This is a genomic window from Brevundimonas sp. A19_0 (assembly GCF_017744255.1).
Lineage (GTDB): Bacteria > Pseudomonadota > Alphaproteobacteria > Caulobacterales > Caulobacteraceae > Brevundimonas.
The window spans coordinates 62,125-88,876 of sequence record NZ_JAGHQP010000006.1 but is presented as its reverse complement, the minus strand read 5'-3'; the positions used below and the strand labels follow the sequence as shown (position 1 = coordinate 88,876).

At 66.8% G+C, this 26,752-nt stretch carries 29 protein-coding genes; 21 read left to right on the top strand and 8 right to left on the bottom strand.

Annotated features, from left to right (window positions below):
• Positions 1-1,002 carry a plasmid partitioning protein RepB C-terminal domain-containing protein gene (locus J7346_RS08035; protein WP_209119392.1) on the top strand — a complete coding sequence of 334 codons (1,002 nt, stop codon included), beginning with the start codon at positions 1-3 and terminating at the stop codon, positions 1,000-1,002.
• Between the two features lie 236 nt (positions 1,003-1,238).
• The gene (locus J7346_RS08030; protein ID WP_209119391.1) at positions 1,239-3,260 is read left to right on the top strand and encodes a ParB/RepB/Spo0J family partition protein; all 2,022 of its coding nucleotides are present in this window, start codon (positions 1,239-1,241) and stop codon (positions 3,258-3,260) included.
• A 99-nt stretch (positions 3,261-3,359) separates the two neighbouring features.
• Here the strand turns inward: J7346_RS08030 and J7346_RS08025 are convergent, their stop codons facing one another.
• From J7346_RS08025 to J7346_RS08005, 5 genes are all read right to left on the bottom strand, one after another.
• Entirely contained in the window at positions 3,360-4,388 is a 1,029-nt protein-coding gene (locus J7346_RS08025; protein WP_209119390.1) for a hypothetical protein, read from the bottom strand.
• Positions 4,389-4,796: 408 nt separating this feature from the next.
• Positions 4,797-5,351: a hypothetical protein gene (locus tag J7346_RS08020; protein ID WP_209119389.1), complete on the bottom strand. Its 555-nt coding sequence runs from the start codon at positions 5,349-5,351 to the stop codon at positions 4,797-4,799.
• A 37-nt stretch (positions 5,352-5,388) separates the two neighbouring features.
• A complete protein-coding gene (locus J7346_RS08015; RefSeq protein WP_209119388.1) occupies positions 5,389-7,098 on the bottom strand; it encodes a type I restriction enzyme HsdR N-terminal domain-containing protein in 1,710 nt (569 codons plus the stop codon).
• Positions 7,099-7,178: 80 nt separating this feature from the next.
• Positions 7,179-7,382: a hypothetical protein gene (locus J7346_RS08010; protein WP_209119387.1), complete on the bottom strand. Its 204-nt coding sequence runs from the start codon at positions 7,380-7,382 to the stop codon at positions 7,179-7,181.
• A 56-nt stretch (positions 7,383-7,438) separates the two neighbouring features.
• A complete protein-coding gene (locus J7346_RS08005; protein ID WP_209119386.1) occupies positions 7,439-7,777 on the bottom strand; it encodes a hypothetical protein in 339 nt (112 codons plus the stop codon).
• 64 nt (positions 7,778-7,841) lie between these two features.
• On the opposite strand from J7346_RS08005, the gene J7346_RS08000 reads away from it, so the two are divergent.
• The 11 genes from J7346_RS08000 (at position 7,842) to J7346_RS07950 (ending at position 16,755) form a co-directional block, all read left to right on the top strand.
• On the top strand, positions 7,842-9,266 hold the full coding sequence (locus J7346_RS08000) for a hypothetical protein (protein ID WP_209119385.1): 1,425 nt from the start codon (positions 7,842-7,844) through the stop codon (positions 9,264-9,266).
• A complete protein-coding gene (locus tag J7346_RS07995; protein ID WP_209119384.1) occupies positions 9,256-10,128 on the top strand; it encodes a DUF5677 domain-containing protein in 873 nt (290 codons plus the stop codon). The genes J7346_RS08000 and J7346_RS07995 overlap by 11 nt, the downstream gene beginning before the upstream one ends.
• Positions 10,125-10,697: a hypothetical protein gene (locus J7346_RS07990; protein ID WP_209119383.1), complete on the top strand. Its 573-nt coding sequence runs from the start codon at positions 10,125-10,127 to the stop codon at positions 10,695-10,697. Before J7346_RS07995 ends, J7346_RS07990 begins: the two co-directional genes overlap by 4 nt.
• Before the next feature lie 90 nt (positions 10,698-10,787).
• The gene (locus tag J7346_RS07985) at positions 10,788-11,216 is read left to right on the top strand and encodes a hypothetical protein (RefSeq protein WP_209119382.1); all 429 of its coding nucleotides are present in this window, start codon (positions 10,788-10,790) and stop codon (positions 11,214-11,216) included.
• Positions 11,200-11,871, top strand: coding sequence for a hypothetical protein (locus J7346_RS07980; RefSeq protein WP_209119381.1), 672 nt, complete (start codon positions 11,200-11,202; stop codon positions 11,869-11,871). The genes J7346_RS07985 and J7346_RS07980 overlap by 17 nt, the downstream gene beginning before the upstream one ends.
• 109 nt (positions 11,872-11,980) lie before the next feature.
• On the top strand, positions 11,981-12,232 hold the full coding sequence (locus J7346_RS07975; protein WP_209119380.1) for a hypothetical protein: 252 nt from the start codon (positions 11,981-11,983) through the stop codon (positions 12,230-12,232).
• A gap of 10 nt (positions 12,233-12,242) precedes the next feature.
• The gene (locus tag J7346_RS07970) at positions 12,243-13,757 is read left to right on the top strand and encodes a hypothetical protein (RefSeq protein WP_209119379.1); all 1,515 of its coding nucleotides are present in this window, start codon (positions 12,243-12,245) and stop codon (positions 13,755-13,757) included.
• 49 nt (positions 13,758-13,806) lie between these two features.
• The gene (locus J7346_RS07965; protein WP_209119378.1) at positions 13,807-14,718 is read left to right on the top strand and encodes a nucleotidyltransferase and HEPN domain-containing protein; all 912 of its coding nucleotides are present in this window, start codon (positions 13,807-13,809) and stop codon (positions 14,716-14,718) included.
• Positions 14,708-15,070: a hypothetical protein gene (locus tag J7346_RS07960; RefSeq protein WP_209119377.1), complete on the top strand. Its 363-nt coding sequence runs from the start codon at positions 14,708-14,710 to the stop codon at positions 15,068-15,070. The genes J7346_RS07965 and J7346_RS07960 overlap by 11 nt, the downstream gene beginning before the upstream one ends.
• A complete protein-coding gene (locus tag J7346_RS07955; protein WP_209119376.1) occupies positions 15,060-15,284 on the top strand; it encodes a hypothetical protein in 225 nt (74 codons plus the stop codon). The genes J7346_RS07960 and J7346_RS07955 overlap by 11 nt, the downstream gene beginning before the upstream one ends.
• 7 nt (positions 15,285-15,291) lie before the next feature.
• Positions 15,292-16,755, top strand: coding sequence for a Shedu immune nuclease family protein (locus J7346_RS07950; protein ID WP_209119375.1), 1,464 nt, complete (start codon positions 15,292-15,294; stop codon positions 16,753-16,755).
• On the opposite strand, the gene J7346_RS07945 is transcribed toward J7346_RS07950, so the two are convergent.
• A complete protein-coding gene (locus J7346_RS07945; protein WP_209119374.1) occupies positions 16,752-18,467 on the bottom strand; it encodes a methyltransferase domain-containing protein in 1,716 nt (571 codons plus the stop codon). The genes J7346_RS07950 and J7346_RS07945 overlap by 4 nt on opposite strands.
• 491 nt (positions 18,468-18,958) lie before the next feature.
• On the opposite strand from J7346_RS07945, the gene J7346_RS07940 reads away from it, so the two are divergent.
• Positions 18,959-19,255 (top strand): DUF736 domain-containing protein, encoded by a 297-nt coding sequence (locus J7346_RS07940; RefSeq protein ID WP_209119373.1) that lies wholly within the window; start codon positions 18,959-18,961, stop codon positions 19,253-19,255.
• Between the two features lie 68 nt (positions 19,256-19,323).
• Entirely contained in the window at positions 19,324-20,211 is an 888-nt protein-coding gene (locus tag J7346_RS07935; protein ID WP_209119372.1) for a zincin-like metallopeptidase domain-containing protein, read from the top strand.
• Between the two features lie 40 nt (positions 20,212-20,251).
• Here the strand turns inward: J7346_RS07935 and J7346_RS07930 are convergent, their stop codons facing one another.
• Both J7346_RS07930 and J7346_RS07925 read right to left on the bottom strand, forming a co-directional pair.
• Positions 20,252-21,397 carry a hypothetical protein gene (locus J7346_RS07930; RefSeq protein ID WP_209119371.1) on the bottom strand — a complete coding sequence of 382 codons (1,146 nt, stop codon included), beginning with the start codon at positions 21,395-21,397 and terminating at the stop codon, positions 20,252-20,254.
• A complete protein-coding gene (locus J7346_RS07925; protein ID WP_209119370.1) occupies positions 21,394-22,089 on the bottom strand; it encodes a hypothetical protein in 696 nt (231 codons plus the stop codon). Before J7346_RS07925 ends, J7346_RS07930 begins: the two co-directional genes overlap by 4 nt.
• Positions 22,090-22,218: 129 nt before the next feature.
• Between J7346_RS07925 and J7346_RS07920 the strand changes: the two genes are divergently transcribed.
• The 6 genes from J7346_RS07920 (at position 22,219) to J7346_RS07895 (ending at position 26,752) form a co-directional block, all read left to right on the top strand.
• Complete coding sequence (locus tag J7346_RS07920; RefSeq protein WP_209119369.1) at positions 22,219-22,596, top strand: hypothetical protein; 378 nt, start codon at positions 22,219-22,221, stop codon at positions 22,594-22,596.
• Between the two features lies 1 nt (position 22,597).
• Positions 22,598-23,323 carry a hypothetical protein gene (locus J7346_RS07915; protein WP_209119368.1) on the top strand — a complete coding sequence of 242 codons (726 nt, stop codon included), beginning with the start codon at positions 22,598-22,600 and terminating at the stop codon, positions 23,321-23,323.
• A gap of 211 nt (positions 23,324-23,534) precedes the next feature.
• Positions 23,535-24,056: a MobC family plasmid mobilization relaxosome protein gene (locus J7346_RS07910; protein ID WP_209119367.1), complete on the top strand. Its 522-nt coding sequence runs from the start codon at positions 23,535-23,537 to the stop codon at positions 24,054-24,056.
• A complete protein-coding gene (locus tag J7346_RS07905) occupies positions 24,053-25,069 on the top strand; it encodes a relaxase/mobilization nuclease domain-containing protein (protein WP_209119366.1) in 1,017 nt (338 codons plus the stop codon). Before J7346_RS07910 ends, J7346_RS07905 begins: the two co-directional genes overlap by 4 nt.
• 68 nt (positions 25,070-25,137) lie before the next feature.
• A complete protein-coding gene (locus J7346_RS07900) occupies positions 25,138-25,734 on the top strand; it encodes a DUF6088 family protein (RefSeq protein WP_209119365.1) in 597 nt (198 codons plus the stop codon).
• A complete protein-coding gene (locus tag J7346_RS07895) occupies positions 25,727-26,752 on the top strand; it encodes a nucleotidyl transferase AbiEii/AbiGii toxin family protein (protein WP_209119364.1) in 1,026 nt (341 codons plus the stop codon). The genes J7346_RS07900 and J7346_RS07895 overlap by 8 nt, the downstream gene beginning before the upstream one ends.

Below are 26,752 nucleotides of genomic sequence, written 5' to 3'. Positions count from 1 at the left end.
ATGACGGAGACCGTCAGGGCGGCGTTCGAGACCCGCCTCGAGACCCTCCGCCTTTCGGACATCCTGCCGCTGCGACGGCTCGCCGACGAGGTCATCCGCTCGGTCAAGTATCGCCGCATAGCCCGGTCGGTGGCCGAGGTCGGGATCATCGAGCCGCTCGTGGTGGCGCGACCCAAATCACCCGGCGCCTGGATGCTGCTCGACGGGCATGTCCGGCTGGCGATCCTGAAAGACCTGGGCGAGACCGAGACCCGCTGTCTGGTCGCCGACGACGACGAGGCCTTCACCTACAACCGGCGGGTCAACCGGCTGGCGACCATCCAGGAACACTACATGATCGTCCGCGCCCTTGAGCGCGGGGTGTCCGAGGAGAAGCTGGCCAAGGCCCTCGATGTGGACGTCAAGGCGATCAAGCGCCGCCGCAGCCTGCTGGAGGGCGTTGCGCCCGAGGTCGTCGAGCTGCTGAAAAACCATACGGTCAATCCGGTGACCTTCGACGTACTGCGCAAGATGCGGCCGATGCGACAGGTGGAGGCGGCCGAGCTGATGCTGTCGGCGAACAACTTCACCTCCGCCTACGCCAAGGCGCTGCTGGCCGCGACCCGTCAGGCCGACCTCGTGCGCCAGGACAAGCCCAAGCGCGTCGGCGGCATGACCTCTGAGCAGATGGCGCGCATGGAGCGGGAGATGGCGTCGTTGACGCAGGACTTCCGGGCGATCGAGGCGTCCTACGGGGACGACGTCCTGCATCTCGTCGTCGCCAGCGGCTACCTCAACCGACTGTTGGCCAACGCCCACATCGAGCGTTACCTGACCACCCGGCATCCCGAACTGGTCGACGAGTTTCGGGCGATCATCAGCGCCGCCTCCCTCGACGACGGCGGCGACGCGGCGCGATCGGGCGAAGGACCGATCCGCGCCCGGCCCCCCGTCACGTTGGACGATGCGGCCCCTGAGCCCATGCGGGCCGGCCGCGAGCCCTCCGAGGGCGAAAGAGGCTAAGGGCTCCGCCCTCGCGCAGGCCAGGGTGAAGCGGCTGCGCCGCCGGACCGGCCGGTCTCCCCGACCTTCCGCGCCGGCGAGGAGGCTCAGCATCGTCATGGCCGTCAGGCTTGTGCAGGCCGGGCGATCCCCCTCCGGCCGGTCCGCCCTGGCCTTTGCTACCCCGGTCTCGCCGACGGGCAGGGTTTCAGGCGCGCGCCTCGCGTGCCTGCAACCCATGCCCAAAGGAGGCAGACATGAACGCTCAACCCATCGAAACCGCCCAGACAGCGGAAGCCACCGCGCCGCAGCACGGCGCGGAGATCACCGTGCCGCTCAACCGGCTCAAGGCCTCGCCGAGGAACGCGCGGAAGACCCCGCATGCGCCCGCCACCCTTGAGGCGCTAGCCGCCTCCATCAACGCCAAGGGGGTGTTGCAGCCGCCCGTGGTCGAGATCGAGCGGGACGGGGAGGGCGCGCCCACCGGCGCCTACCTCGTCACCATCGGCGAGGGGCGCCGTCAGGCGTTGCGGCTGCTGGCCAAGCGCAAGCAGGTCAAGCGCACCCATCCGGTGCGGGTCATCGTGGACGCCGACAACGACGCCCACGAGATCAGCCTCGACGAGAACGTCACCCGCGAGGCCATGCATCCCGCCGACCAGTTCGAGGCCTTCCGGCGGCTGGCCGAGGAGCGGGGCTACGGGCCGGAGGAAATCGCCGCCCGGTTCGGGGTGTCGGCCCATGTCGTGCGCCAGCGGCTGCGGCTGGGGGCGGTCGCCCCGGACCTCATCGGCGCCTATCGCGGCGGCGGCGTGACCCTGGACCAGCTCATGGCCTTCGCCGTCAGCGAGGACCACGAGCGCCAGCGGCAGGTGTTCGAGCAGATCGGGCCGCATACGCCCGCCTACGCCATCCGCCGCGCCATGACCGAGGCCAAGGTTCAGGTCGGGGACCGGCGGGTCCGGTTTGTCGGCGTCGAGGTCTACGCCGAGCAGGGCGGCGCGGTGCTGCGCGACCCCTTCACCGAGGACGGCGGCGGCTGGCTGGAGGACGTGGTCCTGCTCGACCGGCTGGTCGCCGACAAGCTGACCGGGCTAGCCGAGGAGGTCCGGGCTCAGGAGGGCTGGAAGTGGGCCGAGGCCCATGTGGACTTCCCCTACGGCCTCGGCTTGGGCCGGGCCTATCCGGAGGCGGTCGCGCGGTCGGAGGAGGACGTGGCGGCGGTCGCCGCCCTGTCGGAGGAGTATGACCGGCTCGTCTCGGAGACGGACGCCGCCGAGATGTTGCCGCCGGAGGTGGACGCCCGGCTGGAGGAGATCGACAAGGCCTTGCAGGCCTTCGGCCCGGACTTCGCCTATCGGCCCGACAATCTGGCGCGGGCGGGCGTGATCGTCACCCTCGGTCATGACGGCGTGGCCCGCTTCGAGCGCGGTCTGGTCCGGTTGGAGGACGCCCTGCCGGAGCCGGAGGAGACGGCGCAGCCCGACGACGAAGGCGGCGGCGAGGTGGAGGACAACGCCCCGGTTGGGGACGGGGAGGGCGCCGAACCGGGCGCGGACGAGGGGCTGGCGCCGCTCTCCGAGAAGCTGGTGCTCGACCTGACCGCCCATCGCACGGCGGGCCTGCGCGACGCGCTGGCGGCGGATGCGAACATGGCCCTCGTGGTGGTGGTCCACGCCTTCGCCCTGCAGGTCTTCTATCCGCCCTATGACCAGCCGACCGTGCTGCAGGTCCGGCTGGGCGTCATGGGGCTGGAGCGGTACGCGCCCGGCGTCGGCGAAGGCCCTGCCGGACGGCGGATCGCCGAACGCGGCGAGGCGTGGGCGGCGCGTCTGCCCAACGCGGCCCGGGACCTCTGGTCGGCGCTGGCGGCCATGCCGCCCTCGGACCTGCTGGATCTGCTGGCCCATTGCGCCTCGCTGGCGGTCAACGCCCTCCGCGACCCGCACGACCGCAGGCCCGGGGCGTGGGGCCATGCCGACACGCTGGCGACGGCGATGGGGCTGGATATGACGACGACCTGGACGGCGACCGCCACGTCATACTTCGGCCGGGCGTCCAAGGCGCGGGTGCTGGAGGCGGTGACGGAAGGCGTCGGCCAGTCCGACGCTGACCGCATCGCCGGGATGGAGAAGGCGGACATGGCCGAGGCGGCGGAGACGCTGATCGCCGGGAAGGGCTGGCTGCCGCCCCTGCTGCGGACGGCGGCGGTCGAGGCCGCGCCGGATGCGGCCGAAGCGCCGCCGGAGGACGACGCCTATCCGTTCGCGGCGGAGTAGCCGCAAGCGGAAAAACTCGCCGCGCGCCCTTTGGGGGCGCGCGGCTTTCTTTTGCGCCGATGGCATCGTACCGACGAAGGACGGGAAACGCCGTCGCCGTCAGGCGGCGGCCGGCCGGGCGTTCGAAAGGCTCGCCTCCATCGCGCTGACCTCACGGATCAGGGTCTCGGGCGTTTCCGCCGCGACCTTGAGGGCTTCGGCCCAATCGGGATGATCTGTGAGCCAGCGGTGCAGGACTTCAGCCGAATAGCCGAGACCCGGGAGATACCCCGACACGATCTTGGCGGGCAGGCGGGCGCGGACATAGTCGCGCGCCTCCGGTCGCATGCGCACGAAGAGATCGTAGGCCAGAGCGAACGACCGCAAGGACCCCGCTACCGCGAGGTCCGTCAACACCGACAGCATTTCGCCGCCAGGCCCCGTATAAGCGCCGGCGTTACGACGAAGCAGGGCGGAGGAGACCGCGGCGGGGTGATCAACGCCCAGCACGGCGAGCGCCTGGGTCAGCCTGACCTCACCTTCACCGGATTCGGGGGCGCCCTCGATCCAGTGCAGGGCCATGCCAACGGCGTCCTCCTCGACGGCGGCCTGGAGCCCCTGGGGCGCGCATACCCATAACGACGGGCCATCTCGCCCGTCCGGACGCCAATCCAGAACGCCGGCGTTCACAAGGTTGGCGAACTCGGTCTCGAAGTTCGGATGGTCGATGGTGGCGCGATAGAGGGTGCGCAGGTCGCCGCGATAGACGAGGGCGAGGCTGCGGGGGTCCAGCCATGGCGTCGGCGACGGGCCGCCGTGCTGATTGACGAGGAGGCCGATCACCAGGTCTTCGCGGAGTCTCTGTCCGGGACCCGAGCCGCGCCGCACCAGCGCCGTGTGCCGGCGATGCAGACCCATCGACGCCATCCAGTACGGGGCGACATCGGAATACCAGCGGGGCGGAATGTCCGGGACGGCGGTGTCGGGCGCCGCCGGCTCGCGGTTCAGCCAAGCGCGCGTGGCGGCGTGGCAGGGTTTGGGAAGGAAGTTCAGCAGACGCCGTCGCGCTGTGGCCGGATCGCCGGTCGCATCGGGCGCGGCAACCTGGTTCAGTTCGTGCCAGGAAGCATAGCCCCCGGCGCGGGCCATGGCCTCAAGGCAGTGACCATGGGGGACAACGAAGGCGCTGTCTTGCAGCGCTCTGTGAAGAGATGCGGCGCGCTTCTTGGCGCCGGAAATTGAGGTGTACATGCCGTCCTCTGTCTGGGCCTGTCGAAACGCGCTGCTCGCTTCATGGCCCGATCAAAGGAAAGGCGTGAAGAGGGGGAGTCCAAAAAGACGCTGATCCCGAGAGACCTTCGCCACAGCAGCGGGCGTGCCGACGTTGACGGCGAAATCAAGATGGGCCTCGAAGGCTGTGGGCGCAAGGCCGGCCTCGTCGCGATCTGGTCGTCCAGGACGCGGTCGTTCTGATCGCCTGCGATCCGTGGGTAGGGGCGGGCTGTCTACCGCCGCGCCCGCAAGGCCTCCGTGGCGCCGCTCTCCGATGGCGCGCTTTCAGAGCGCGCTCTGCCCGGATCGTGCCGCCACAGTGATCTTCTCCTCCGGCGTCATGGCGCGAACCTCCAGCGTCCAATATTCGCGACCGCGCGTTTCGATGATCTGCCAGTCCTCGTCGCGGCGGGCGAGTTCTTCGTTGAGCCACTCCATGGGAGGCAGTTCGATGCCGGCCGCGATCTCAGGCGGCATCGAATCCGCGACGAGCGGATAGAGTCTCACCAGATCGTCGATGACACCGCGTCGGCGGCGTTTCTCGGCCGCCGCCTTCGCATCTTCCGATGGAGTCAACGCGGCCAGCGCCTGTTCGGCTTCGCGGGCCATGGCGGGCGGAACGGTTGCCATTTTCCAGACGAAGGCGCTTGTCGCCAACGCCAGGGTTACGGCGAGGGTGATCAATCCGGTCTGCACCGGACTGCTGGTCAGGGCGTAGGCGGCGACGGCCGCGACGAGGGTGGGAATGACACTGAAGACGGCCTTGGCCGGTGATGCCCACGGCGTCAGCGCCAGGGTCTCGCGCGCGGCGCGTTTGAAAACAGTCGCCCAATAGGTCATGGGCAAACCATATCGCGCCTGACCGTCATCCGGACAGCTAAACTCGACGGTAGGCCGTCGCCAGCCGTGCGGCGGTGGTCGTGTCTCCGAAGAAGAAGCGCTCGGCCGCCCATCCCTCCGGCGCCGGATCGGCCTTGCCTTCGGTCGGCCATCCGAGCAGCTTTCGCGCGGACCAATATCCGTGAGCCGCCATTCGTTCGACCGTCTCCAGATGCTGGGACAAGACATACTCTCGCCATCGCGGCGAGTGCGCGACGACGCACAGCAGGTTGTGCGCGAGTTCGTCCCAGGTCACGGCCGCAGCCTCGACGCTTGAGAGGTCGCCCAGGTCGCGATCCCGCCTCAGCGCCCAGTAGTTCGGCGTGCGGTCGAGCAGTTGCAGCTCACGAGTCCACATCCGGCGCACCTGCTCCCTGGCCTGTTCGACCCGGAACCGATTGTGCCCGTCGCGACAGCCGGCGACGAAGCTGGCCGTGGCCCTCAGGGTCAGGCGTGAGATTTCGTTCAGCATCTGACCTTCCGGGGAGGTGACGATTTGCTGGAAGGACAGCTCCTCGCCGAGGTAGCGGTTCAGGGCGTGCAGCGCCCGGGCGTGCTCCTCGATCTCCGGTGCGACGTGGGCTAGAATCTTGAACTGACGGCAGGCGGCGGCCGACCAGAGCAGCACCGCCTGATGACCGGGCGAAGCGGCGAAATAGGTCAGGCACAGGTCAATCAGCTTCGCGATCGCCGGGGCAAGCGGCACGCTGGACTGGCCCACGCCGAGCCAGGCCGGCAGCCAACTTGGTTCGATCCCCGCGTCCTCCAGGGTGATCAGCACCCAAACCGCATGGGGCCAATAGAGGTGGTTCGCATCGCGAGGCAGGTCGTCGAGAAGCCGGTGCAGGACGGGAAAGGCGCCGCGCCCGCCCAGAGCCGTCAGGCGCTGGGCGATGATCTCCAGGTCGCCGAAGGACAGAGGCTGGAAGAGACGGATATCGACGAGTTCGGCGATGTCCCGGCTTGCGAGGTAATCCCTTCGCGCGGCGGCTTCCTTGGTCGACGACACCGAGGCGCGGAAGTTGTCGAGGATGCGTCCTCGCTTCTTCTGGACCCGCCGGTCGATCAGGTCGCGAAACTCCTCCACCCGGCCGAGATTGACCTCGTGATCGAAGACCCGGTCCACCAGCCGCACGATCCGTCGCCGTTCCAGAAACCACGCCTGCCAAGGGCCGAGGAGCGCGCGCAGGTCGTCGAACGAGGCCGCCAGATCGCGGCGGCGGAAACGAAGGATCGGACGAGCGACGCTGGTCTCCCGGTCGTATACCTCCCAGAGGTCGCCGTCCGTCAGCACCACCAGCGCGGCGTTGATCTCCGGATGGATCGCATAGTGAAGCGCCTGGTCGAGGTCGGCCTGCAAAAATCCGCGCGAGCGGGGTTTGGGGCGTTTGGCTTCGATGAGCCAGAAATTCTCGGACCAGACCGTGGCCGCGTAGTCGATCCGGCGGTGACCGTCGCGGAACTCGACCGGACGCTCGCGATCCACCGAGAACACGTCTCCCTTGCGGTAGCCGAGGAGCCGCACGACAGGGTCGATGATCTCGCCCCTGACGTCGGCTTCGTTCCAGCCGGCGATGTCGAGGGCCTGGAGTTCGGTGAGGCGTTGCTGATCGACGGCGGAAAGCGGCTCCAGAGCTTTGCTGTGGAGCAGAAGGTCGCTCAGGTTCAGCGTCGGCGCGGCGCGAGGTTTTGGAGAGCTAGGGGCCATCTTGAGGGCGTACGATCACGACGGTTCTGCTGTCCAGCCGCTGTCGTCAAGCCTTCGGCCGAGCGATGGCAGGGGACCGATCAGGGGCCGGCGCTCTGTAGGTGGTCGAGGTAGCCATCGCAGCCGCTGAAGTATCCGTCGACAGCGTTCATCACATCCGCCAGGGCCCCCAGATCGAGGCGGTCGTGGGCCAGCTCGATCAGTTTTCCCTTGGTGTCGACGGGATAGCGATAGGAGAAGGAGCCGGGATCGACCTTGGCGAACTCCGCCACAATGGCGGCCACCGCCTCGCTCCCTCCGTCGTCGTCCTGATCGCCGTATCGGCTGACCGTCTCGATGGTCAGGCCCAGAGCACCGTCAGCGAATGGGTCTTCCAGTTCGCCTCGACCCCAACCGACCGCCCGTAGCTGGCGATCAGGTATTTCAAAGAGAGTTCGATGTACTGGCGGTAGTTGAAGATGATCGGATAGACGAGCGCTTCCTGGTCGAAGCGGTTAGCGGTCGCCTGCTGGACCATCATGTCCGCGCCGCACTTGTAGCCGTTCATCATCATCACCAGCCGGCCATGGCCGTGCGGCTCCAGATGGGCGTTCCCGTCCCAGCGGGACGAGGCGCTGAACAGCTTGTCGCCCGCCTTCGGCCAGCGGAACGGACGGTTCAGGATCTCGGTGAAGTCCATGGTCTGCGCTCCGCTGGCTGAGAGAGGTTGCGACACCTGCCGCCAAGCTTTCTACATAGGCGTGATGGAAGAGCTTCCGCAGAGCCTGTTCGACGTCTACGCCCTCGCGCTGCCGCGCGGACATGGGTTTGGCGACCGTCCGCCTGTAGGCGCTTGGCGCGACGCCGACGGGACGGCTTGCGGTATCGCGAGGTGCGACGACATCACCGGCGTGTTCGGTGTGCTCGTCATGCGGCGCCGCGTCGATCATGTCTGGACTGTGGTCGCCGATGAGCACGGCTTCGCATCGCTTGAAGAGACCAAGGCGCGGATCAAGCTCCTGTTGCGGGAGGGCGAGCCGTTAGAGCCGCTTCCGGCCAACACAGCCGCCCGACCCGCCCTGCATGATTTGAAGGGGCGCGTTCCCAGCCAAGCCTTCGATCTGCTGCGAGCCCGGACGCATCAGCGGGCGGGGTGGATTCTCAATCAGCTCTATCTGGCGCTCCCAAACCCCGACAAGACCTGGGCCGGCGACTGCCAGACCGTGAACTTCCATACGCGGCTATGGGAAGCTCAGCTGCTCGCCTCGTTTCGGGAGCAGGGGTTGCTGGTGACCCAGCCTCATGAGTCGCCGGACTTCCACATCGAGAACCGGAAAGGGGACGAGGCCTGGGTCGAAGCCGTCACTGCCAATCCGGCCGTCCTCTATGAGCATGTCAATGCGCCGCGCGGCCAGCCGCCGCAGGCGCGTGAAGAGCTGTTCTTCGGACCTGCCGCGGTGCGGTTCGCCAAGACGCTCGGGAACAAGTTGGAGCGGAACTATCACGCCCTGCCGCACGTAGCCGGCAAGCCCTTCATGATCGCCTTGGCGGACTTCCAGGCCCCTGCCTCGATGACTTGGAGCCGGGAGGGCCTGATCGGCTACCTGTACGGTCAAGGCGCGGAGGTGGTCGAGGTCGATGGTCGACCCGTTCCCAAACCGGTGTTGGCCTCCCACCTTCTCGGACCGTCGGCGTTTCCGGCGGGCCTCTTCACGGATGATCGGCACGCCGAGTTGTCGGCGGTCATCTTCTCCAACGCCTGCTCGATGGCCAAGCTCAATCGGGTGATGGCTTCGGCGGCAGGTCCGCCGGACGGTCTGCGCTATGTCCGCATCGGCCGGTTCTTCGACCGAACCCCCGGCGCCCTCGAAGGCATTCCCTTCTGTCTCGACGTGGCCAGCGAGGCGTACCGGTCGCTCTGGCCTCAAAGCTACGAGCCGTGGTCGGCGGAGATGGAAGTGTTCCACAATCCGTTCGCGCGTCACCCTGTTCCCTTCGAACTCCTGCCGGAGGCGACGCATTGGTTCGACCAGGACGGCGAGATGATGTGTCGTGCCCACTATCCGCACGCCATCCTCTGGTCCCAGACCCTGATCCAGGACGCAGATGCGCCCATGCCGAGGCTGGGGGATTTCCTTCCCGCGCAAAGCAGGGACGACGAGATCGAACCTGGCCCCGATGAACCCTGAGCTCGAGACCCACCCGGCGATCCTTTCGATCCGACGCGACGGCTTCCTGTCCGAGGCCATCGCGCGAATGGTGCCGCGCCTGCGGGAACTGAATCAGCAGTGGTTCGACTTCGCCGACCGAATCAACGGCGTGGGCCAGCGCATCATGAATAGCGCGGAGGCCGCCTGCATCGGTCACAGCACCCACGAGCCGATCTGCATCGCCACACGGTTCCTGATCCGGACCCTGTCCGGGTTTCAGGCCGCCGTACTTCTCGCCGAACGAGGCATGACGCTGGAGACGGAGACGCTGGTTCGCGGTCTCTACGAGAACAGCCTTTGGTTGAGCTATCTCCACACGGCCCCGATCGCTGCGGTCGAGGCGCTTCGGATTGACGAGCTTCGCAGCCAACGTAGACGTGATCGAGCGCTGCTGGCCCAGATGGCGCGTTCGGGTGCCTCCGATCCGACCTTGGTGCCGTTTCTTGAGGCTCGGGTGGCGACCGCGGATCGGGAACTGCGTGGTCAGCCGCGGCTCGGAATCGAGGCGTTGGCGGCTGAGGGCCAGTCCGACGACTTCTACATGTTCTACAAGATGCTCTCCTCGGGCTCGGCGCATCCATCGTTTCATTCACTGGCCCGGCATCTGGAGATGAACCCGGACGGGAGTTGGTCGGGGCACGTCACGGGGCCCGACGGTGATGGCATCGCGCGCGCTTTGACCTTGGCGTCTCATGCCCTGCTGGCCTGTCTGGCCGCCTTCAATGGAACCTGGCCTCTTGGTGACGGGGCGAATGCTGTTCAGGACTTGCTGGAGGAGCATCTTCGACTGGCCGGGGTTCGGGTCGACGGCGAGCCGCAAACGACCGAGGCGAGCGAGTGACGACCGAAGACGAAGAAGACGAGGCCGCCGAGTTTGAGGTCCGCGAGGTGTTCGCCCACTACGGCCGAACCGTCTATGCCGCGAGCTGCGTGGAGACGGGCATGACCATCGCGCTGATGCAGATCGAACTCATGTCGCAGGTGCACGGTCGCGCGCGGCGGGAGCGTAAGGCGCCCAGTCGCACAGAGTGGGAAGCGATGTTCGACGCCTATATGGCGAAGCAGGAGCTACTGCCGCTCGGAACCCTCATCGATCGTTTCCGGAGCCTTCACAAGGTTGAGCCGGCGCTTGACGCGCTGCTGGCCGAGGCGCTGAGCCGGCGGAACTACATTGTGCACGGCTTCTTCCGGGAAAGTGCGGTCGCGTTCGCCCACGGCGCCGGCCGCCGCGCGATGATTGCGGAGCTCGTTCGGGACCATGATCTGTTCACCCGAACCGACGAGGCCGTACGGCAGGCCATGGCGCCGGTCATTCCCAGGCTCGGCATCGATCCGGAGCAGCACCAGCGCGAGATCGACGAAATCATCCGTTGTGAGTTGGAGGCGACCAGAGTGGACCAGGAGCCCTGATCAACCACACGGCGTCAAACCGTCGGCTGGCGATCTGGCCGCGCCCACGCAAAGGTTGCAAGGTTGGCGAACCAGTCCTAGTCGCTGGGTATGAACGAGCAAGCCTGCCTGCGGATCGAGACCCTGATCCAGGCTCAAGCCATGCGCTTGGGCGCTCCGGACTTGGGAGAGAGTTCGATCTATTCCGATGAGCGATCCGTGGACGGTGTCCGACGGAGGCTTCGTCCCCGGGAACGGCTGATCCGCCGGCTGGAAGCGCTGGAACGGCACATTCTCCTCCTGCACCGCGGGGTCTACGACGAGGCGATGGCCAAGATTCGCGGCATGCTTGAGGTCGGTGGTCACGAGGTAGAAGCCGTCAACATGCCGTCGACCGCGATCGCCGTGCTGCCCTCGGCGACGGCGGAGGGCATCGTCGAGTTCGACCTGGCCGACCTGCCCGATTTGTCCGAACCGCTTCGGCGCATCCGCGAACTGCGGGGCCGCATCCTGGAGGACAACGATGCCGGCCTTGGATGAAGCAGCCTGCGCCGATGAGATCATGGATATCTTCGGCCAGGTCACGGCGCTGACGCCGATGCAGATTGTTCATGCGGTCCACGCCGCGCGTGGGAAGCTGTACGAGGTCTATTGCGTCGGCCGGCTGCTCGCCAAGCTGCATAGCGACCACGGTCTCATGCCGGTCTACACCGGAGTTGGGCCGCTTAAGCTCAAAGCAAGCGGCGGCTTTGCCGATCCGACGGCGTCGCACTTCATGCTGTTCGACGCCGGAGTCCTTGTCGGGCGGCTTTATACGGACATCGAGGTCATGACCCTGGGGGCAGAGGTTGCTCTCTTGAACGGCTCGGCGATCAACGACCTAAGCGCCTATCATGAGATCGATATCGTGGTGTTGCGGGATCCGCATCACCCACGGCCTCGACCCGCTGAAGTGCTCCTGGGCATGGAATGCAAGGCCGTCGCCGACTTCGAAAAGGCGTTTGTCCGGGAGGTTCTCGGGCGACGTCGAGAACTCAGCTTCTATCAGCCGGATACCACGGTCTTCGGGACGGGCCTCATGGCGTCGCCTCCATCGGAATATTACCTCGCCTATATCGATCCCGCAGGCGACCAATACGCGCAAAGCCCGGCGATCTTCGAGGTGCGGCTGGAGCATTGGATCCCCACCGCTTGAGGGACAGCGGGGCACTGCTGGAACACCGGGCCTCAGCGGCAGGCCCTACGACCGAATTTGACGCATACGGCGATAGGATAGGGCGCGCGAGTCGCACAGGGAGACGACCATGACCATTCTTCGCCTCTATAGCCGCAGTCCCGATGGCCGCCTGGAAGATATGCAGCATGACATCGACCTGTCCGAATGCGCCGGCGTCTGTCCGGTCGTCGGCGACCACATCGTCGCCTCCGTGAAGGGAGATTCCGGAACGCTGTGGGAAGTAAAGGCGCGGTTCTTCAAGACCAGGGGCCATGACGACTACGTGGTCCTGGTGGTCGACGAGCGCGACGCCCGCCCCGGCGAAATCGATTTGTTCTGAGGCGCTGGTGATGTGGCGCTTAGAGCTTCCGGACTTCGCCTTCGCCGACGACGCGACGATAGAGCGGACGCTGCCATCGCTCGACGGCCGCTGGAGCGCGCAGACCCGAGGGTTGTTGGCCCAAGCCGGGACGACGCTGCTAGAGCTCAACGCCAGCTGGGCCTCGACGCCAGTCGACTGGTTCTGCCCGGTCTGTCTGCGGCGCAAGCCGCAGATCGCCAGGCTCACCTCGGCGGGCGTCCTGCTCTGCCAACTCGACCGGCACCATGACCATCTCGACGAAGAAGGCGCCGCCATCCTCTTCCGCAGTCAGGTCAAGCACGCCGACCGGGCGCGGCGCGACGCCGTCGGCAGCGCGGTCCTGGCCTGCCGAGCGCTCGCGGAGCGTTTTCACCCGACCCTGGTTTGCAACGATTGCAATGCCGCGGATGGGGCCGCCAAGGCCGCCCTCGAAGGGGTTGTCCATCCGCAGTTCAGTTTCGCGCCATCGGAGATCGCCCGCTTCATCCGCGTCGCGCCCAACAGAGCCCATGAGATCGATGACGACGTGGCGCGGACGATCTGGACCGAGGTCGCGGAGGATGTCGCCGATCGCTTGGCGTTCATGGAGATCATGGCACGGCGGATCGCCGATGGTCGCCATGTCCGTGAAGGCTCAAGCTACCCGCCCCATCCGCTCGCGGCGGTCACTAACGACTTACTTGAGAACGCCGGCCTGCCGTTCCGCGGCGAGGGCCTGCTGGCGGCTATCCATGCGCGTTCGATCCAGCGCGACGGGTTCGGGTCTTCAACCAGGAACGCCGCCCGCAAACCGACCACCGTGCCGACGTTGGACGATCTGGCCCGGTTCACTGCCGCCCGTCCGCCCAACGATGACTGGCATGGTCCCGGCGAGGACTGGCGATGCGAGACCTGCGAACGGTCGCGGTTCGAGATGCTGCGCAAGTCGCCCAAAAGCCGGCTTTGGACTGCGGGCGCTCATCGTCGCCGCATCTTCGCGATTGAGGCGCGGCAGGACGCGCTGCGACGACGCAATGGCTGGTACGAGGACGGGCTAACCTACGGCGACCATCGGTGGGTCTGGATCTGCAAGGACTGCCGGCAGATCGTCACCGACACCAAACAGACCGGTCAGCACCTCATCGACGACTGCCTGAGCATCCAGGATATCCGCAGCTTGCTGATCTCGGTGACTCCACACGAGCGGCCTGAATTCGACCGGCAGGAAGCCGCTCAGAGAGCCAAGCGGAACTTTGAGATCATGGCGGCCATAGATGACTACGACCGGCATCGCCAGCGCTGCCTCAACCTCTTTTATCGGCGCCGGCAACTCTTGCGATTCCACCGCGAACCGGACGTGGACGAGGCTCAGCTTGAGGAGATCTGGGAAGAGCACATCGAAGCAGATCAGCGTCGACATCAACTCGCGTGGCTGCTCGACGAGGGAAGGCGTTATTCCGAGGCGAACGCGCGCGACTGGAGTCCCGAGGGATACCCCAAGCCGGACACGGTGACGCAAAGATGATGAATGCCTTCGACTTGCGGCAACTTTCGTGTTCAGCGAGACTCCAGTGGTGAAAAAGAACCTCGATCATCTCCCGCCCCGGAAGCAGGCGGAACTGCGCCACGTGGTCGAGGTAATCCGCGCGTCCTTCGAAGACGCAATCTCCACGCGCCGCGCCGAGCGGTTGAAGAACGGAAAGATCCTTAAGATTATCCTGTATGGGTCATACGCCCGGGGCGATTGGGTTCACGACCCGGTCGGAAGATATTTTTCGGATTTTGACCTGCTGGTCATCGTCGACCACGAAGACCTCACCGACGGGGAGTTCTGGTACGAGGCCACCAACCGTACAATGCCAGGTGAAGGCGAGATCCGGACGCCCGTTAGCATCATCGTCCATAGCCTGGACGACGTGAACGACCAACTGGACCGGGGGCGTTACTTCTTCGCCGACATCCTGCGCGATGGGGTCCTGCTTTACGACACGCCAGGCGCCAAGCTGCACAAACCGGCGGACCTCAAGGCCAAGGTCGCGCTCGCCGAGGCGGAACAGCATTTCGAGAAATGGATGAGGAGCGCAACCGGTGCACAAGCAGGGACTCAGTTCTACATTGAGAACAACCAGCCCAATTGGGCGGCTTTTCTACTCCATCAAGCCGCGGAACACCTCTACCACTGCCTCCTTTTGGTAGTGACGCTATATAGCAGCAAGGCGCACAACCTCGCCTTCCTGCGAAAAAAGGGCGAGGGGATTGACGCCCGGTTGACGGCAGCCTGGCCGCGCGAAACCAAGTTCGAGCGCCGCTGTTTCGAGCTGCTGCGCGAGGCCTACGTCAAGGCGCGCTATTCTCCGCACTACAAGATCGCACCCGCGGAACTGACTTGGCTGACGGAGAGGGTCGAGGTGTTGCGCCAGCTCTCTACCATGGTCTGCGAGGAGCGCTTGACACAGTTGCGGGAGGAGGCAGCGAATGAGGTGTGACGCACCCGCTGAACTGCCCCGCTTCTTCATACCTTTTGCCGGCGCTTCGGAAACCGCCGAAGAAGTGTACGAGTCGGTCCGCGCCTTCATGCGCAAGGTAGCCTTCGCGCCGAACGAGCGTCGAATTTACAGCGTCGCCTATCGCCACAACGGTAGGGACTATGTCTCCACCGTCGGCGAGAGGGAACCCGAGGGCGAGACCGTCATAGCCATCTTCGAGACCTTCAACCCCGACCCGCTCTACATGATCTGTACCCGTAGCCGCGGTGTTGTGACAGGCGATCCGATCCTCGCGGGCGACGCGCAGGTGGTGGTTGATTTTGCTCCAGGAAGACAAGGCAATGACCATTAGGGACGAGGTCGATCGCGCCATCCTCGGTTATCACGGCGACGATCTGCAAGCCGTCACGATTGGCTACGACCATTGGGAGGATTTCTGTTCCGAGGCGGGGCTGACGCCGACCCCAGTCGGCGGGAGCGGCGCCGACCTTGAAGTCGTCTACCAGGGCATCAGCGTCCGCCCGGGTCTTTCGCCGGACAAGATCCAGCTGATCACAGGGTTCTGAGGCGGGCATGGCGAGGGGGCCGGCGGGCGGAGCGCGCAACGATCTTCCCGACAATGGGAAGATCACTTTTGCGCCGGTCCGAAAGGGCCGGGCCTGGGAAGTCCGCTACACACCCAAGGCCAAGGCGATCGAAACAAGTTTGCGAGCCGAGCCGGATTACACGCCCCCGCGCGGGCCGATCCTTATCGCGAAAGCCGACACCGAAGCCGGCTGGATCGAGACCTATCCGCTGAACGCCACGCGGATGGGCCATGGCCTGTTCGGACCGAAGTACGATGTCCTTCGGACGATCCGCTTCGAAGCCCTGAACCTATTCGGGGCGGAGGATTGGGAGAGCGCTCAGTATGCGCTGAAAGGGCTTACTGCCGGCTTCGTCGTCACGCCGGAGGCCGGCTTGGGTCTGGACTATGAACTGATCAGCATAGTCGACGAACTGGAGGCGGCAGGGGTATCGACACTCATAGTCCGCAACGGGCCCCGCAAGGGGCTGCCAACCTTCGACGCCGGAACGTTGACGGTCGCTCGCATTCAGTTCGACGAGGTGCGCCGGGGCGTGCGCACCATTCACCGCCGGGCGCTCGATCGCGCGATGGACGAGAAGCATCGGCTCGCGCACAACGCGCTGCTCACCGCCGCCGACAGTACACGCTTTCCCGAAACTCCGGTCTCGCACGAAAAAGGCGCGATCCTTGCCGCCATCCGCGCCGGCGTGGAGACGGTGCTTCCCAGGAAGGATCGCGAAGCGGCCTTGAGCGCGGTCGCGCCGCTTGCCCGTGATGTCGTGACTCGCAAACCGGCCGCCGTGCAGGCCCTAGCGCGGGAAGTCGAACTCATCACGCTCGAGGAACTCATCAAGCGCTATGAAAAGCTCCTCGGCGAAGATCGCGGCGAGGCGGCCTGGCAAACCTTCTTCAAGACCTATCCCTTCGCGCTCAAGCTCGCGTTCGGCTATCCCATCATCGCGATGGGCGATCAGGTCTCCGTCGGCGGGGGCCGGTTCGACGGCAAGGGCGAGAAGATCACCGACTTCACCGCGTCTGCGGCGCTGAGTGGCAATCTGGCGCTCATCGAGATCAAGACGCCCGATACGGCGCTGCTCGGGAAAGTCCCATACCGCGAGGGCGTCTATGCGCCGTCGCGTGACCTATCGGGTTCGATCACCCAAGTGCTTGACCAGAAGTACCAACTGCAGATCGACTTCGCGTCGAAGAGGCTGAAGTCGCGCGCGTTCGACCTGGAGGTCTACGCCGTTCAATGCCGGGTCATCGTCGGCCGCAACCCGGCGGGCGACGACGAGAAGAAGTCGTTCGAGATGTTCCGCCGCGATCTGCGGCATGTGTTGGTGCTCACGTTCGACGAGATGCTGCTCAAGTTGAAGACCATCCTCGATTTTCTGCGGTCAGACTTGCCAGCCGTGACTGAAGCGGATGCAGAAACAGCGTCTGTGAGCCCGCCCGCCACCGGAGCCTAGACGCCAGCCCACTCCTGCACCTGCTGGTCCTGTCGTAGCCGCAGGCGACGCCATTCAAGGCCGCTGAAGACATCGTCGAGATCGCGGATCCGTCCGACAGGAAGGGCCGCCTCCACCTCGCGCCAGAACCGTTGCGCAAGCGCTTCGTCCGCTTCCCAGGCCTGCCGCCACCAATGCTGCAGACCGTCGCGCGCCGCAGCCAGGGCGGCGGCGGAGGGCAGGCGATCACGCTTTGCATTGCGGTTCACGGTCGCGCGCGCTGGAAAGAGGTTCCAGAGATCGCCGCAGGGCCAGGCGGTCCAAGGCAAACAATGGTCAATGTCGAGGGCTTCGAGCGAGAGGCGTCCGCCCGTCCAGACGCAGTGCACCGGGCGATTGTTGGCGATCAGCCGCCGGGCGGTTTCCCGGGCCAGGGTCGTATCGCGCGCCGGGTCCAGCCAGCGGAGAGCGGCGTCCGTTTCGCCGGGGACGATCACGCGTCCGGACCGCAGCGCGAACCCTTCGATCAGGCGACTCCATTCGCTGACCAACACCGGCTCCACCCAAGCGCCCAGCCGCTGGAGGGTGCGCCAGACCGGGCCGGGCACGGTGATCGTGCCAAATCCGCGCAGCGTTTCCATGTCCAGCACGAGGTCGTCACGAATTCTGGGCGCACGCGCCGGCGCCGCGTCGAACACCCGGGTTTCAGAGTTCGGGTAACGGATAAAGTTCGCCGGCATTCGGCAGATGTTCGTGCGGGCGTCGGCTAACGCCCTGGCGATGATCGCCGCGCGTTCGCCGGTGAAACGGGCGCCGATCCGCAAGTCCTGTCCGGCGACACGATCAGCCAGCAACTGGCGAAAGGCCGCACCCGCGAAGCCCAGCCTGTCGGCGCCGCGATTGCCGGGAAGTTGAGGGAGGTCAGCGGCGGCGAGGGGCAGGTACATCCGCAGCCAGTTCAGAGCGACGGCCCCCAGAGGCAGGTCCACGACGTCTGCATCTGCCCGATCGATTGCCAGAGCCGGAGCGGTGTCGGCGATGCGGGCGATCGCCCTTAGCAAGCCAAGCTTGTAGGTCGCGGACTTGTCGTCGTTGAGGATGATCCCTCGAAGCAACGGGAGGGAGCCGGCGCCGTCGTCCGGAAGTTGGAGAACGTACGACGTCCAGTGGACGTCCTGCCGCGCCTGAAGGTCAGGCCCCTCGTTGATCTGCAAGATCGCGAGGCCGTGGGATCGGGCGTAGGATTCGAGTTCCCCACGGGCGACGGGCCACATGGGACGGTCAGCCGACCCGGAGCCATTCCGCACCGAGATCAGCAGGCGCCCGCCGGGCTTCAATAGCGTGACGATCTTGCGGAAGGCGCGGGGGCGCTCGTCCGGCGGAATGTGCATGAACACGCCGCTGAGAAGCACGACGTCGAAGGCGAGCCCCAGGCGGTGGGTCGCCGCGAGTGCAGGGAGACGGTCGTCGAGCCATCGAATCTTCTCTTTGCCGTGGCGGGCTCCGGCCGCATCCCTCATGCCGCGTGCGGGCTCGACCGCAACGACGTCGAACCCCATTCGGGTGAGCCAGGCCGCGTCGCGGCCCGAACCCGCGCCGATGTCGAGGGCCAACTTGTCCGGACCGGTCGGTAGGAAACTCAAAAAGGCGGCGTGCACGTCTTCCGCCCGCAGTTGCTCGTACCGCGCCGCGAGTTCTGCCCCCTGGGCGTCGTATCCCGCGATCGCTTTCATGAGGTCGAACCAGTTCCGCTGGGTGGTCAGCCTAGGGGCGCCTGCAGTTCGCTTTCAAGCCCTGGGCAGGCTGCTGTCGTCCGCTTGCGGCCATCGGAACTGATCTCCTCGATCTGGAGGCGGCATGTCTTCGTTGTGCGTTTACCGGGATTGAGCCGGCGTGGGGGTTTCGCTTCGAGGGTTGGAACCGTCCCGCTCAGCCGTCGCGTTCGGGCAACTCCCGCGCCGGCCAAAGCTCTTCTTGGCAGCACCGCCGCCTGCGCGGCCTCTCTATGGCCTGATCTGACCGAAGCCCGGCCAGCTTCGCAACCGGTCGATCGATTTTCTTCCCCGGCCTGCGGCCTTCCTCGCGAGACAAGAAAACCGCTCTCCCGGTCCTCCGCTCCGCTGCGGGCGCTCGCTGCGCTCGCCCTGCGGGCCGGCCGGCTTCCGGTCCACCGATCGCCATCGAGGCCGCGGCAGGCGTGGCCCGACAGCAAGGAGAGACTTCCATGGCCACCATCGGCACCTTCACCCAGCAAGCGGACGGCAGCTATAGCGGTTCGATCAAGACCCTCACCCTCAACGTCAAGGCGGCCCAGCTGCGCGCCAACGAAAAGACCGACGAGAAGGCCCCCGACTTCCGCATCTTCTCCGGTCAGACCGAGTTCGGCGCCGCCTGGAAGAAGACGTCCCGCGAGAACCGCGAATACCTGTCGGTCAAGCTCGACGATCCCAGCTTCCCCGCTCCGATCTACGCCTCCCTGGTCGAGGTCGAGGGCGGACACAGCCTGATCTGGTCCCGCTGACCTGAGCCGCGGCGGCGCCGACCCCGGCGCCGCCGTCTCCTTCCCAACATCCTTTCACGGAGGCCGCCATGTTGCGCCCCAACGAACCCGCTCGCCCCGACCTCTACGCCCGGATCACCGACAAGATCATCGCCCAGCTGGAGACGGGCGTTCGCCCCTGGACCCAGCCTTGGACATCGTCGGCCAGCGTCAGCCGGCCACTCCGCCACAACGGCGAGGCCTACAGCGGCATCAACGTCCTTCTGCTCTGGTCCGAGGCCATGGCCCGGGGCTTCCAGGCCTCAACTTGGATGACCTTCCGCCAGGCCCTGGCCTTGGGCGCCCACGTCCGCAAGGGTGAGACCGGCGCCACCGTCGTCTACGCCAACACCCTGGCGCGCGCGGAGACCGACGACGCCGGCGAGGAAAAGCTGCGCCGCATCCCATTCCTGAAGGCCTACACCGTCTTCAACGTCGAGCAGATCGACGGTCTGGGCAAAGGCCATGCGCCGGAGCCCGCGCCGGCCGTCAATCCGGACGCCCGGATCGCCCAGGTCGAGGCTTGGTTTGCGAAGCTTGGCGTGGACATTCGCCACGGGGGCAGCTCGGCCTTCTACGTCCCATCGACGGACCATGTGCAGATGCCGGCGTTCGAACAGTTCCACGACGCGCAGACCTACTACGCCACTTTGGGTCATGAATGCGTGCACTGGACGGGCCATGCCGCTCGTCTCGCCCGCGACTTCAGCCGGTCGACCCAAGCCTACGCCCGCGAGGAGCTCGTCGCCGAACTCGGCGCCGCCTTCCTCTGCGCCGACCTCGGGCTGGCGCTCGAGCCGCGCGAGGACCACGCTGCCTACCTCGACCACTGGCTCAAGGTGCTGCGCGGCGACAAGCGCTTCATCGTTTCGGCGGCGGCGCACGCCCAGCGCGGCGTGGCCTGGCTTCAGGCGCTGCAGCCTGCTGCGTCACCGTGAGGCGACGGCGCCCACGCCGGCCGGGTGCCTTCGGCCGGCGTCAGCCCTCCAGGAACCGGTCAGCCTTGTACTGGTCGGCTAGACTCATCACGCGGTGCGCGAAGGCGGGCGTCTGCCCGATCGAGCGATCGACGAGGCGCCGAAGGTTCTTTCGGCCCGCCTCCTGTCGAGGAGACAACGACCTTCGCGCCTGCACCACGTCGCCCATCTCGGCCGCGATGATCCAGCTGTAGAATTTTCCGACCAGGTCGACGATGGCGTCGGAAATCTGCACGCCAGGCTCATCTTCGGATCGGGCCACAAAGCGGAAGTTCCGGAAGGGCGCGCCGGCCAGGGTCAGCGGCATCGCCTCCAGCCGATCGATGATGACCGGCTCCGTATCGAGCACATGCTGTGCGTTCTTCAGCAAGCAGAGGCGGTGAAGGTAGAAGGTGCTGAACTCATCGATGAGGACGTTAGGTCGTTCCTCCTCAAGGAAGGGCAATCGGTCCAGCCGGAGGCCGATCTGCAGCAAGCCCTTCAGCATCTGGAAGCTGAAATGTTCCATCTCGTCGCGATGCGCCTCGAGCGCGTCCAGCAGTTCTGAGATGAAGGCTTTTCGCCGGTCCCGGCCGACGTTCGGATAGGTGTAGCGCTGGAAGAGGTCGATCATGCACGTGAGGTCCGCGCGCAGGACTCCGTGCAGATCGTTTTTCAGCGCCGGCCCCATCATCATCAGGATCGGGTTCTCGTCGTCCTCAGCCAGGATCGAATCCACGATATCAACCGTCGACCAGTAGAGCGGATCGAGCGCCTCATAGTGGATGAACAGTCCCTCCGCGTTCAGCCATTCTAACAGTGTTGCGACCTTGGAGGCGCCCAGCACATCGAGGAAGTCGCCCTTGGCCAAGTGGGAGAACTTCAGCTCCTTGGCGGAGGGCTGGAGCCGGAGCGCTGAGCTCAGGCGGTCGAACCCCAGATCGCGCATCGGACCGTCGTAGGCGATGCCACCAAGGACAAAGCATTTCGGATCGCCGACGTTCAGCCCCTCCGGCGTCACGTGGAGCCGCCGGATGTTGTTCGTCTCGTCGTAGTAGACGGTGTAGGCTGTATCGACGTTGATCAGGTCATGCATCGCGATGACGGGATTCCGCATCTCGTCCACGTCGATTGTGCGGGCGCCCAAGGGTGATTGATCGGAGGTCATGCCGACCGCCGGTCCAGGACCGCGGCCAGGCGGCGATTGGCCTCTTCTCCTGCGGATTGGCCCAGGGCCTCGGCCAGTTCGTAGAAGGTGTTCGAGGTCACACGGGCCGTGAACGCGAGATCGCCCTTGCCTGCGACCAGGCCCCGCGCCGTTTCCTGCCACTGGTCTCTGGGGAGGTCGTCGAAGTCCGGGTGATTGCGATGATAGCGCAACGTCCAATCCTCGCTGCCATTGTCCAGCCAGAGATCGGCCTCGTAGCAGAGGGTGTGCGGCGAGTGCACTGTCAGGAACATGTTGGTGATGGGGAAGCCGTAGCCCTCGTCGTTGAACTCGTCCTCGGCGGCGTAGCTCAGAAAGATCGCATCCAACGCCTCGCCCAGTTGATGAGGGCGCATGAACATCGGGTGGTCCTCGATCGGACGCGCCGGTTCGTCCTGGCGCTCCGAGCGGGGATCGACCGAAGCCTCCCGCAACCGGATAACGGCGAGGTGGGCATCCTTCGCCTGTCCGCCCGACATGGCGGCCAGGAGCAGGTTGGTGAGATCAGTCGGCGTCATCTCGGCTCCGCCTCGGCCCCTGCCGCCGCGGGTGATCAGCCCATGCTTGCGAAGGTGGGCGCCTAGCACCCTCACGGACGCGGGGGGCAGCCCCAAGGTGGAGGCGACGATCGGCAGCAGTTCGCTCAGCTTCATATCGAAATGAAATCATATTTCAATATGAGTCGCAATGCATCGTTTCGGTCGGTCGTCGGCGCACCCATATGCGACTAGGGGTAGAGCGGTGAACGTGATCGGCTCGTTGACCCAAGAGAGGGATTCCCGATGACCGACCGTTTCCAGGAAGCGCTCAAACGTAAGCTCGCCGTGCCACGCGACGACGTCGTGGCGAAGATCCAGGAAAGCGAGCGTCTTCTCACGGGCGAGCCGAAGTCCTTCCTGGTGACTTTTCGGATCAAGGCGGCCGATGTCCCCGGCAAGGGGACCTACGACGAGCGTCGAAACGCCTTGCTCAAGCGCATTGAGGCGCTCGCCGGCGCCAAGTGGCACCTGTCCACCTCGGTCTGGAAGGTGAGGAGCCGTCGCACTAGCGCGACCTTGCTGACCCTTCTGAGCGTACCGCTCGAGAAGAGGGTCGACTTCCTGTCGGTCACGGCGGTCGGAACCACCCGCACCTTCGGCGACGCCAGGCTCGAAGATTGAGATGATCGACGCGCCGAAGGAAAACCTCGATCGGGCGCTGTGGCGAGCGGTGGCTGAGGCCGTCACTCAGTTCACTCCGGTCACCGCCGCCTTGAGCCGTCTCTACCAGACGACCCATCCGTCTCAGTTCCAGAAGGATGTCGAAACTTGGCGTGACGCCGTCACCGACGCGAGCAATGATCACGAGGCCCGGCTTCAGGCCCTTGAGGCCCTGCACAATCCGAAGTTCCGGATGTCCGTCGAGGCCTCGGCCCTGGCGGTGTGGCTGGTGGAAACCTCAGAGTTTGGTCTTGAAGACCCGGTGACGTTTGACGCGATTCGTGTGGCGTTTCCGGATGTCTCCGTGCGGGACCTTGAGGATGCCGCCGCAGAACTCAGCGCCTTTGGATTAGCCTCCACGACAGCGGCGTCAGGTCATCCTGTTCGAAGCGTGCGGCCGCTCTATCCGCTGTTCGCGTTGTTCGATCCGGTGGTGAAGGGTGTGTCGCCCCAAGACGATGCGGCGACGCTGGCCGCCAAGGCGCTCGAACTGGATAGCGGCAATGTGCCGAATCTGATGGCGGCGCTGGACTGGGACGCGCGGCGTCTGAACCCAGCCCTGCAGCTTCTGATGTCCGTCATTCCAGGGCCGATCAGCCAAACGATCTCGCCCGATCTGGCCACGCGCTTTTTCGGAATGACTCCAGAGACGCGCGTTACTCTCAAGCGGCTTCGGCCTCACCCGTGATGGCCCAGAGCGCGCCGCGAATTCAGTTGGTCTGGCTTTGAAATCGGTGCTTGCGCCCGGCTGGGGGCGCCCTTCAGGGCGGCGGGCGAGCGGGCGCCTTTGCGGTCGCCGAGGGGAGGGCGGGGAGCACCGGAGACCTACGGGGCGAGGGGGATCGCGGTCTAGGGCAGGATAGGCTTTGCGCCGGCAATGTCACACAGAGACCGCTCCCTTGCCCCACTTCAGCGTCAGGCTCGACGACGATCTCGCCGCCCGGTTCGACGCCGTCGCCGCCGGCCGGGGCGGGCGCTCGCGGCTGCTGCGCCGGGTCATCGAGGAGGCGGCGGCGGGCGCGGGCGACGGGGTGGCCATTCGCCGAGGCGGGCCGACGTGCGCCAAGCTGACCCTGCGACTGACCGAGGCGGACCGCGCCGCCCTGGAGCGGGAAGCGCGGCGCGTGGGGCTCAGCCGCACGCAGTGGGCCGTGGCCTTGCTGCGCCGGCGCTTGCATGACCGGCCGCAGCTGACGCCGCCGTCGGCCCAGGCCTTCATCGGCGTGCAGCGCGAACTGCGGCGCATCGGCGTCAACGTCAACCAGATCGCCCGCGCCCTGAACGCGGCGGTCCTGCCCGGCCGGGTGCTCGACCTGGAGATCGCGCAGATGGAGGGCTTGGCCGATCAGATCCGCGATCAGCTGCGCGGCCTTCGCGCCGCCTTCGAGGGCGACCTCGGCTATTGGGACGCGGCGGGATGAGCGACTTCATCCAGGTGCGCGGGTTCGAGGAGACGGTGCGGCCGCCGATCGATCCCCGGCGGGCCCGTATCACCGACCGGACGGGGCGGGTCAGCCTCCGGTCCGGAGAGGCGTCGCCCGCCGCGCGGCTGGGGCGGATCGCGCGGCGCGTCCCGGAGGTGGTGGTCAAGATCACCGGCCGCACCCGGGACGGCGGCCACCTCTCCAGCCACCTGCTCTACATCTCCCGCAACGGCGCCCTGCCGCTGGAGGGCCCCGACGGCGAGCGGCTGGAGGGGCGGGCGGCGGTCCGGATGTTGGCCGAGGACTGGATGGCGGAGGTGGCCGCCGAGCCGGGCCGACGGCGCGACAGCAGCGTCAGCCTGTCGATCGTGCTCAGCATGCCACCCGGGACGGAGGCGTTCCGGACCCAGGACGCCGCCCGCGACTTCGCCGCCCGCACCTTCGGGGGGACGCACCCCTACGTTTTCGCCTGCCACACCGACGAGCGGCACCCGCATGTGCATCTGACGGTCCGGATGCTCGGCGAGGACGGCCGCCGGCTCAATCCGCGCAAGGCCGATCTGCAGCAATGGCGGGAGACCTTCGCCGCCGCCTTGCGGGCGCGCGGGATCGAAGCCGAGGCGACGCCCCGGCGGGCCCGCGGCGTGGTGCGCAAGGCCGAGCGCACGCCGCTGCGCAAGCTGCGCGAGCGGTTCGAGGCGGGGACGGGCCCGCCTTCGGAGCGGGATCGCGCCGCCTGGCGCGAGGCGATGGCGGAGGGCGCGGCCGAGCCGTGGACCGAGGCCCTGCGCCAGCGGCAGGCGAAGGTCCGACGCTATTATGTCGCCCAGGCCCTGGCGCTGCGTCGCTCGCCGTCGGCGGCCGACCAGACTCTGGCGCGGAACCTGGAGGCGTTCGTCAAAGCCATGCCGCCGGTGCGGACCCGCCAGGAGGCGCTCGAGCAGGCGGTCGTCCGACGCGAGAAGTCGCGCCGGGATGGCGGGGCAGCCGGGCCGGAGCGTCGGCGATGAGCTGCGGGGCGCGGGCCGTTCTTGAATGCTGTCAGAAACTCCTATATGTTTCTGACAGGAGAATCGCCGTGCAAGCCCTCGCCGAACAGATCATGGAACGCGCCCAGGCGCTCCCCGAAGGCGCGCCGATCGCCGCCAAGGCGCTGCTGCACCTGGGCAGCCGCGCCGCCGTGGACCAGGCGCTGTCGCGACTGGTGCGCGCCGGGCGGCTGCTGCGCGCCGGCCGCGGCCTCTATGTCCGTCCGCTGGAAAGCCGCTTCGGGGTTCGGCCGCCCGCCGTGGAGAAGGTGGTGCAAGCGGTCGGGGCGCAACGCGGCGAGGTGATCGCCGCCAACGGGGCGGCGGCGGCGAACGCCCTGGGGCTGACGACCCAGGTGCCGATCCGCATGGTCTATCTGACCAGCGGACCCGATCGCACCCTCAACCTCGGCAAGCAGACCGTCGAGTTCAAGCACGCGCCGCCCTGGCAACTCCTGCTCGCCGGCCGCCCCGCCGGCGAGGCGGTGCGCGCGCTCGCTTGGCTCGGGCCCGAAAAGGTCGAGCCGGCCCTGGAAATGCTCAAGCGCAAGCTGGGCCCCTCGGCCTTCGGGGAACTGGTGGCGGTGGGGCCGCGCCTGCCGACCTGGCTGGCCCGGTCCGTCAGCCGGTCGGCGGCGCATGGCTGAGCTCTTCCTGCGCCTGTCCGAGGCGGAGCGGCGCGACGCCCTGGGCGTGGCCGCCGAGGCCTCGGGCCGTCCGGCCCACCTGCTGGAGAAGGACGTCTGGGTCGTCTGGGCCCTGCAGGCCCTGTTCGAGGCGCCCTTCGGGGACCACCTCGTCTTCAAGGGCGGCACCTCCCTGTCCAAGGCCTACGACGTCATCCAGCGCTTCTCCGAGGACGTCGACCTCACCTACGATATTCGGCAGTTGCTGCCGGCCTTGGCGGAGGCCGGGGAGGACCCGCTCCCGGCCAGTCGCGCCGAGGAACGGCGTTGGTCCGACGCGGTCCGGCGAGGCCTGCCCGAGTGGGTCGAGACGCAGGTCCGGCCGGCGCTGGAGGCGCGCCTGGCCGCCGACGGGATCGCCGCGACCGTGCGCGTGGAGGACGCCAAGGCCTTCATCGACTATGCGCCGACCCGGACCGGCACGGGCTATGTCTCGCCCAGCGTGATGCTGGAGTTCGGCGCGCGGGCGACGGGCGAGCCGAGCGCGCCGCGGGCCGTAACCTGTGACGCCGCCCCGCACCTGGCCGGGCTGGTCTTTCCGGCCGCCAAGCCGCGGGTGATGGCGGCCGAGCGGACCTTCTGGGAGAAGGCCACCGCGGCCCACGTCTACTGTGCCCAAGGGCGTCTGCGCGGCGACCGCTTCTCCCGGCACTGGCACGATCTGGCGCGGCTCGACGCCGCCGGCTTCGCCGCTACGGCGATCGCCGACCGCGGGCTGGCGGCGGCGGTCGCGCGCCATAAGGCGATGTTCTTCCGTGAGACGGCCGACGGCCAGGTCATCGACTACGGCCAGGCTGTTTCGGGCCGACTGCGCCTGAAGCCGGAGGGCGCCTCGCTGGAGACGCTGGGCGAGGACTATCGCCGGATGATCGAGGACGGCCTGCTCCAGAACGACGCCGAGCCGTTCGAGGCCCTGATGGAGGCCTGCGCCGACTTGGCCGCCCGGGCCAACGCCGCGGTCGCGCCCACCGAGGGCTGA

Coding starts and splice junctions, on each gene's coding strand:
- J7346_RS07985 (WP_209119382.1), top strand. CDS start 10,788: ATGAACGAGCAAGCCTGCCTGCGGATCGAGACCCTGATCCAGGCTCAA.
- J7346_RS07955 (WP_209119376.1), top strand. CDS start 15,060: ATGACCATTAGGGACGAGGTCGATCGCGCCATCCTCGGTTATCACGGC.
- J7346_RS07945 (WP_209119374.1), bottom strand. CDS start 18,467: ATGAAAGCGATCGCGGGATACGACGCCCAGGGGGCAGAACTCGCGGCG.
- J7346_RS07980 (WP_209119381.1), top strand. CDS start 11,200: ATGCCGGCCTTGGATGAAGCAGCCTGCGCCGATGAGATCATGGATATC.
- J7346_RS07905 (WP_209119366.1), top strand. CDS start 24,053: ATGAGCGACTTCATCCAGGTGCGCGGGTTCGAGGAGACGGTGCGGCCG.
- J7346_RS07930 (WP_209119371.1), bottom strand. CDS start 21,397: ATGACCTCCGATCAATCACCCTTGGGCGCCCGCACAATCGACGTGGAC.
- J7346_RS08000 (WP_209119385.1), top strand. CDS start 7,842: ATGGAAGAGCTTCCGCAGAGCCTGTTCGACGTCTACGCCCTCGCGCTG.
- J7346_RS07915 (WP_209119368.1), top strand. CDS start 22,598: ATGATCGACGCGCCGAAGGAAAACCTCGATCGGGCGCTGTGGCGAGCG.
- J7346_RS08015 (WP_209119388.1), bottom strand. CDS start 7,098: ATGGCCCCTAGCTCTCCAAAACCTCGCGCCGCGCCGACGCTGAACCTG.
- J7346_RS07925 (WP_209119370.1), bottom strand. CDS start 22,089: ATGAAGCTGAGCGAACTGCTGCCGATCGTCGCCTCCACCTTGGGGCTG.
- J7346_RS08035 (WP_209119392.1), top strand. CDS start 1: ATGACGGAGACCGTCAGGGCGGCGTTCGAGACCCGCCTCGAGACCCTC.
- J7346_RS07995 (WP_209119384.1), top strand. CDS start 9,256: ATGAACCCTGAGCTCGAGACCCACCCGGCGATCCTTTCGATCCGACGC.
- J7346_RS07935 (WP_209119372.1), top strand. CDS start 19,324: ATGTTGCGCCCCAACGAACCCGCTCGCCCCGACCTCTACGCCCGGATC.
- J7346_RS07940 (WP_209119373.1), top strand. CDS start 18,959: ATGGCCACCATCGGCACCTTCACCCAGCAAGCGGACGGCAGCTATAGC.
- J7346_RS08020 (WP_209119389.1), bottom strand. CDS start 5,351: ATGACCTATTGGGCGACTGTTTTCAAACGCGCCGCGCGCGAGACCCTG.
- J7346_RS07895 (WP_209119364.1), top strand. CDS start 25,727: ATGGCTGAGCTCTTCCTGCGCCTGTCCGAGGCGGAGCGGCGCGACGCC.
- J7346_RS08025 (WP_209119390.1), bottom strand. CDS start 4,388: ATGGCCCGCGCCGGGGGCTATGCTTCCTGGCACGAACTGAACCAGGTT.
- J7346_RS07960 (WP_209119377.1), top strand. CDS start 14,708: ATGAGGTGTGACGCACCCGCTGAACTGCCCCGCTTCTTCATACCTTTT.
- J7346_RS07975 (WP_209119380.1), top strand. CDS start 11,981: ATGACCATTCTTCGCCTCTATAGCCGCAGTCCCGATGGCCGCCTGGAA.
- J7346_RS07920 (WP_209119369.1), top strand. CDS start 22,219: ATGACCGACCGTTTCCAGGAAGCGCTCAAACGTAAGCTCGCCGTGCCA.
- J7346_RS08030 (WP_209119391.1), top strand. CDS start 1,239: ATGAACGCTCAACCCATCGAAACCGCCCAGACAGCGGAAGCCACCGCG.
- J7346_RS07970 (WP_209119379.1), top strand. CDS start 12,243: ATGTGGCGCTTAGAGCTTCCGGACTTCGCCTTCGCCGACGACGCGACG.
- J7346_RS08005 (WP_209119386.1), bottom strand. CDS start 7,777: ATGGACTTCACCGAGATCCTGAACCGTCCGTTCCGCTGGCCGAAGGCG.
- J7346_RS07950 (WP_209119375.1), top strand. CDS start 15,292: ATGGCGAGGGGGCCGGCGGGCGGAGCGCGCAACGATCTTCCCGACAAT.